The sequence below is a fragment of the Anaerolinea thermolimosa genome (assembly GCF_001050195.2).
GTDB lineage: Bacteria > Chloroflexota > Anaerolineae > Anaerolineales > Anaerolineaceae > Anaerolinea > Anaerolinea thermolimosa.
This window is the reverse complement of sequence record NZ_DF967965.1, coordinates 482889-488546: the sequence shown is the minus strand read 5'-3', so window position 1 is coordinate 488546 and position 5658 is coordinate 482889. Positions and strand designations below refer to the sequence as shown.

The window sequence follows — 5658 nt, the reverse complement described above, 5'->3', positions numbered from 1 at the left end:
CACCACAGCCGCCCCCCCGCCGCCCGTTCCCAATACTCCACAAGCATCCAGTACCCCGATTGTCCTTCAGCCAACCGTGTTCGCCCGGCCCTCTCCCGGTGGAGCGGGTAATTCGGGTTTACTCTTTTCCACTTTTTTTGTCCTGGCGGGGATCACTTTACTGGCCTTGGCCATTCGCAGCCAGCGTGCGGCTTACCGTTCACGGAAGTAATCCATGCCTTCTGCACCCCTCACCGGCCCCCGTTTCAACCTCCGAGCCAGGCGTCAGCAACAAAACGCCCGCCTGCTCTCGATAGCCGGGGGGGTACTGCTGGTCATCGGCCTCTCCGGGCTGCTGCGTTATGCTTCGGTGCTTGCCGCTGCCATCGACGTCCAGCCTGCGCCACCCGTCCAGGTTCCTGCCCCAGACGGACTCACCTCCACGCCCTTTCGGCCCCTTCCTCCCACGGCCACCCGCCTGCCCACCGCTACCCCCACCTTCACCCCGTCTCCGTTACCTCCCCAACCCATCCTCCCTCCATCGCTGGTGGAACACCCGCAAAAAATCGTCCTGCGCATCGGGCCCGTTCCATCCCTGAACGATGACCAACCTGTTCGCATCGCCTTTCTACCCGGTGCAGAATGCCCTTTTGGAAACCAGCGCGCCTGTTTGAGCCTGCACCGCAACGGCACCTTAAGTCTGCTCACCATTCATTCGGGGATTGGCGGGCAGGGAGAAGCCTTTCGCCGCGCAGTGGAAGGAACCGGTCTCGATTCTGCCGGATACAGCCTTTCGCGCATCCAGGCCAACCTCGATCGGTTGCAAAACGTACCGGTTTCACTCTCTTTAGGTGAAAACCTCTCAAAAAACTTGATTCTTCTTGGCGTGGCCCGCATTCCCCCCGGCGAAGTCGAATCCTATTTTTCTCGCCCGGTCGATGAAGCCCTGGAACTGGTGACTCGCTACAATCCCGCGCTCCAACCCGCGTTGGACTCAAGGGAGGCCCTGCTTGCCTTTGAAATCTGCGGCTGGCTCGTCGAGGGTGAAGGCTGGTCTCCCGGAGTCAGTTCTACCACCGGATCGATTTATTTTGGCCTGTTGCGCGAACCATAAATAAAAACTGAAAGGCGGGCCGTCTGGCCCGCCCTTTACCTCTTTCACAACCCTGTTACGCGAAGGAATGATACAGAGACTGAACGCGCAGGGCTTTCTTCACCTGTGCCAGCGTCCACCCCTGCGGTAGGACACAGGTCACCTGCACCTTTCGTCCGGGGAGAACATCGAAGTAGTTGTCGCTGAAGATGGCATCCGCTCCGGCCAGTTTAAGTTCTACAAAGCGCGCCAGAGAGTGAGCGGTGACCTCGAAAACGGCCTGTTTTCCACTGCGGCTCACCTGCACATTCAATCCGGGTTCCACCAGCTTCAGATGCTTGTTGGGCACAAAAGTCGCCACACTGGTAGCCAGGTGTTTCTCTCCTTGATAAAGATCGGCCATAAAAATGACCTCGCGCTTGCGATCGAGCGTGGCTTCGATCTCCGTCTGGAAATCCAGAGAGCACACCTTTGCTGATTGGAGCGCCGCCAGGCTCACCGCCACCTCACCTGAACGCAAAGTCTCTCCGTCGAGGGTCTGCAAAGCCCAGCGTACCTGCCCCTGCCAGGCTTCGGTAAGGTCGCTGGTCACGTGGACTTCCATTAACGCGCCCTGATCCTCAATGGAAAGCAGTATGGGAGCATAAAACCTTTTAGCGGCATAATGGAGAGCCTTCCAGCGGCCATAGTAGTCAATGCTTGACCAGCTTGCCACCGGCCAGCAATCGTTCAATTGCCAGTAAAGGGTGCCGCTCACCCGGTGCTTATTCCGGCGCCAGTGCTCCACCCCGTAGCGAATCCCCTCGGCCTGTAAAACCATGCTCAAGTAGCTCAACGACGGAAAGTCTTTGGGCAGGCGAAAACTATCCGTCATTTGAGCCACCATCAGACCATTGCCATTCCCGCTTCGTTGATGATGCTCCATAATATAAGAAGTCATATTCCAGTCTTCTGGATCGGCATAAGTCGCAATCGTCTCCATGGGCGGGAGCGATTGAAAACCAAATTCACTCATGAAGCGGGGAAACTGCTGGCGGTAAGCCGTGAAGGGTTTGCGCCCGTGCCATACATCCCAGTAATGCATATCACCGCGTTCCGGGCTGTTCGGAGCCTGGAAGGGAACGTTGGAAGAGGCCGAGCTTGGCCAGTAAGGCCGGTCAGGATCGAGCTCATGTACCCACTCGGGCAGCGTATGATAGAAAAACTTCTCGTAGGCCTCTCGTTCGAGAACACGTAGAGGATCGTTGGGGTTCGTCCAGCCCCAGTCAGCCCACCCCTGCTCCATTTCGTTGTTGCCACACCAGAGGGCAATGCACGCCCGATGGCGCAGGCGACGTACATTGTCATTCACTTCGTGGCGCAGGTTTTCAATAAACTCAGGTTCATCATGCGGGTAAATATAGCAGGCAAACATGAAATCATGCCATAAGAGCATGCCATAACGATCACACAGATCATAAAAACGTTCATCCTCGTAGAAACCCCCGCCCCAGATGCGCAGCATGTTCTGGTGCGACTCCGCCGCCGATCGGATGAGGTGTTCATACTGAGCTTCACTCATGCGCGTGGGGAAAGAATCCGCGGGAATCCAGTCCGATCCTTTCATAAAGACCGGCACACCATTGACCACAAAAGTAAAAGACTCTCCCCAGGCATCAGGCTCACGCACCAGATCCACCGTACGCAGCCCCATCTTCACCTGCTTACGATCCTGAACCGTCCCTTCGGCCTCCAGAGAAACTTCCACATCATACAGTGGCTGTTCGCCATAGCCATTTGGCCACCAGAGCTGAGGATTTCTAATCCTGACCGCCAGTTGACCCTGATTACCTTCCAGCGGAAGGTGAGTTTCGTAGGTTCTCCGGCCATTGGGGGTGGTGACTTTGAGATGAGCCACAAGGGGCACGTTATCCCAGCGCTCTGCCCGCACTGCGGCAGAGAGCGTTACCGTGCCGTTACGATGCTGTTGCCTCAGATGGACATCTTCCAACCGGGCCGAAGCATACTGTTCCAGGCGCAGGTCACGCCAGATACCTATGGGCGGGAGTTTTGGCCCCCATCTTCACCTGCTTACGATCCTGAACCGTCCCTTCGGCCTCCAGAGAAACTTCCACATCATACAGTGGCTGTTCGCCATAGCCATTTGGCCACCAGAGCTGAGGATTTCTAATCCTGACCGCCAGTTGACCCTGATTACCTTCCAGCGGAAGGTGAGTTTCGTAGGTTCTCCGGCCATTGGGGGTGGTGACTTTGAGATGAGCCACAAGGGGCACGTTATCCCAGCGCTCTGCCCGCACTGCGGCAGAGAGCGTTACCGTGCCGTTACGATGCTGTTGCCTCAGATGGACATCTTCCAACCGGGCCGAAGCATACTGTTCCAGGCGCAGGTCACGCCAGATACCTATGGGCGGGAGTTTTGGCCCCCAGTCCCAGCCAAAATGGCAGGGAGCCTTGCGTACAAATACACTGCCCTCCAGCGACATCCCCGTCTTGGGGGTGAGCGGTTTTTCGGCGTTGCGCTTCAGGCAATACTTAACCGCCGAGCGGAAGAGAATCCGCAATTCATTTTGACCGCTGCGAAGGATGCCATCCACCGGCCAACGGTAGGTTCGGAACATATTCTCCGTCTCACCCAGACGTTGCCCATTCAGATAGACCTCGGCGAGAGTATCCAGGCCATCGGCCACCAGGAACATACGCCCACCCGGAGAAGCCTCGAACACCCCCCGATACTCCCAGTCGGCCTCAGCCACCCACTGTACCTTGAGCTCATTATCCGCCACGAAAGGATCGGGGATGCGACCCAGCGCCAGCAGATCCGTATGCACGCCACCGGGAACAGTCGCCGGCATCCATTCATCTGTGCCTGCTTGCCTGAAAGTCCAGACAACCTGAGATGCTGAACTTAACGATTGTGATTTCATGAATGAACTTCTTCCTTTCACCAGGGGTTAACATCATGTATTGTACAATACTTCCGCAAAGCCAGAAGGAAGAAGCCGGTAAGCGCTGAAGATTCTCCTCAGGAAAAACTCTTTACCTTCAAAACCTTGGATCGCTTTCTGGAAGGTTAAATGGATGCAGTTTCGCAGCACCTTCCGGTATAATGCGGATGCAATTCTCTAAAGGAGTACATTCCATGCCTCTCGATATCGTTGTAGGCACCCAGTGGGGTGACGAAGGCAAAGGCCGGGTAGTAGACCTGCTCTCCTCCCGTGCAGATATTGTGGCACGTTACAATGGCGGCGACAACGCCGGTCACACCGTCACTGTGGGCAAACAAACTTTTAAACTCCATTTGATTCCCTCCGGAATCATTCATCCGCGCACCACAGGCGTGCTCGGCAACGGGGTGGTGATCTATCCACCCACCCTCCTCACTGAAATAGACATGCTCCGGAACAATCAGGTGGAGATCAACCCTCAGCGTCTGCGGATTTCTCATGCCGCTCACCTCATCACCCCGGCTCATCGCGCGCTGGATCGTGCGCAAGAAGCCGCGCGTGGCCGTGAGCAGATCGGCACTACAGGCCGCGGGATCGGTCCGGCATATACCGATAAAGCTGCCCGGCGGGGTATTCGCATGGAAGAAATGCTCGATGAAACCGCCTTTCACCGGCGGATGATCGAGCACGTCGAAGAGGCCAACCAGTTCCTCACCGCGATCTACCATGCTGAAGCCCTCGACCCTCTTCAGATTGCCGATGAATATACCCGCGCCGCATCAGTATTGCGTGAATACATCACCGACACTTCTGCCCTGTTATGGGAAGCTCTCCAGCGGGGGCAGCTGGTACTGGCAGAAGGGGCTCAGGGCACCTTACTTGACCTTGATCATGGAACATACCCCTTCGTTACCAGTTCTTCACCCACCGCCCCCGGTGTCCTGCCGGGCCTGGGGGTTGGTTTTGGGTACGTTAACCGGGTAATCGGGGTGACCAAAGCTTTCCAGACGCGCGTCGGGGCCGGCCCCTTCCCGACCGAAGTTTTCGGAGAAACCGCAACGCGTTTGCGTGGAACCGGCGCCAATCCCTGGGATGAATTTGGCACCACCACCGGGCGCCCCCGTCGCGTTGGCTGGCTGGATGGTGTTCTCCTGCGCTATGCTGTACGCATTAACGGGTTGACGGAGCTGGTAGTCACCAAACTCGATGTCTTAAGCGGCCTCCCGGAAATCCGCATCTGCACTGCCTACCGCATCAACGGACAGGAATATACCGACCTTCCTCTCGGCCCGGCTGACCTCTCACCCTTTGAGCCGGTTTATGAAGAAATGCCGGGCTGGGGCGGTGATATTTCAGGGGCACGCACCTGGAATGACCTCCCCGAAGAAGCCCAAAACTACCTGACCCGCATTTCTCAGATCAGCGGGGTGCCTGTCTGCCAGGTCTCCGTCGGCCCTGAACGTGAACAGGTGGTGGATGCACAATGCGCCTGAGGATGGGGTTACTTCTGGTGGCTGGACTGCTGGCTGCCTGCAGTGGGCCAGCCACCACTCCGTTTCTTCTGCCCACCTCAACGACACTCCCAACGCTTAGTCCAACGCCATCGCCGGTTTGGTTTCCACCCACCGAAACCCCCACCCT

The 5658-nt window shown here is 57.0% G+C and carries 5 protein-coding genes; 3 read left to right on the top strand and 2 right to left on the bottom strand.

Annotated elements, in window-relative coordinates; genetic code table 11:
* The coding region (locus ATHL_RS02265; RefSeq protein ID WP_162787548.1) for a hypothetical protein at positions 1 to 211 on the top strand (211 nt) is incomplete at its 5' end.
* A gap of 3 nt (positions 212 to 214) precedes the next feature.
* On the top strand, positions 215 to 1093 hold the full coding sequence (locus ATHL_RS02260) for a hypothetical protein (protein ID WP_062189347.1): 879 nt from the start codon (positions 215 to 217) through the stop codon (positions 1091 to 1093).
* Between the two features lie 55 nt (positions 1094 to 1148).
* Here the strand turns inward: ATHL_RS02260 and ATHL_RS02255 are convergent, their stop codons facing one another.
* Together ATHL_RS02255 and ATHL_RS02250 are read right to left on the bottom strand one after the other, a co-directional pair.
* Entirely contained in the window at positions 1149 to 3062 is a 1914-nt protein-coding gene (locus ATHL_RS02255) for a beta-mannosidase (RefSeq protein ID WP_236822313.1), read from the bottom strand.
* 31 nt (positions 3063 to 3093) lie between these two features.
* On the bottom strand, positions 3094 to 3996 hold the full coding sequence (locus tag ATHL_RS02250; protein ID WP_062189345.1) for a glycosyl hydrolase 2 galactose-binding domain-containing protein: 903 nt from the start codon (positions 3994 to 3996) through the stop codon (positions 3094 to 3096).
* A 215-nt stretch (positions 3997 to 4211) separates the two neighbouring features.
* On the opposite strand from ATHL_RS02250, the gene ATHL_RS02245 reads away from it, so the two are divergent.
* Entirely contained in the window at positions 4212 to 5510 is a 1299-nt protein-coding gene (locus tag ATHL_RS02245; RefSeq protein ID WP_062189344.1) for an adenylosuccinate synthase, read from the top strand.
* Positions 5511 to 5658 lie beyond the last annotated feature (148 nt).

Coding starts and splice junctions, on each gene's coding strand:
- ATHL_RS02260 (WP_062189347.1), top strand. CDS start 215: ATGCCTTCTGCACCCCTCACCGGCCCCCGTTTCAACCTCCGAGCCAGG.
- ATHL_RS02245 (WP_062189344.1), top strand. CDS start 4,212: ATGCCTCTCGATATCGTTGTAGGCACCCAGTGGGGTGACGAAGGCAAA.
- ATHL_RS02250 (WP_062189345.1), bottom strand. CDS start 3,996: ATGAAATCACAATCGTTAAGTTCAGCATCTCAGGTTGTCTGGACTTTC.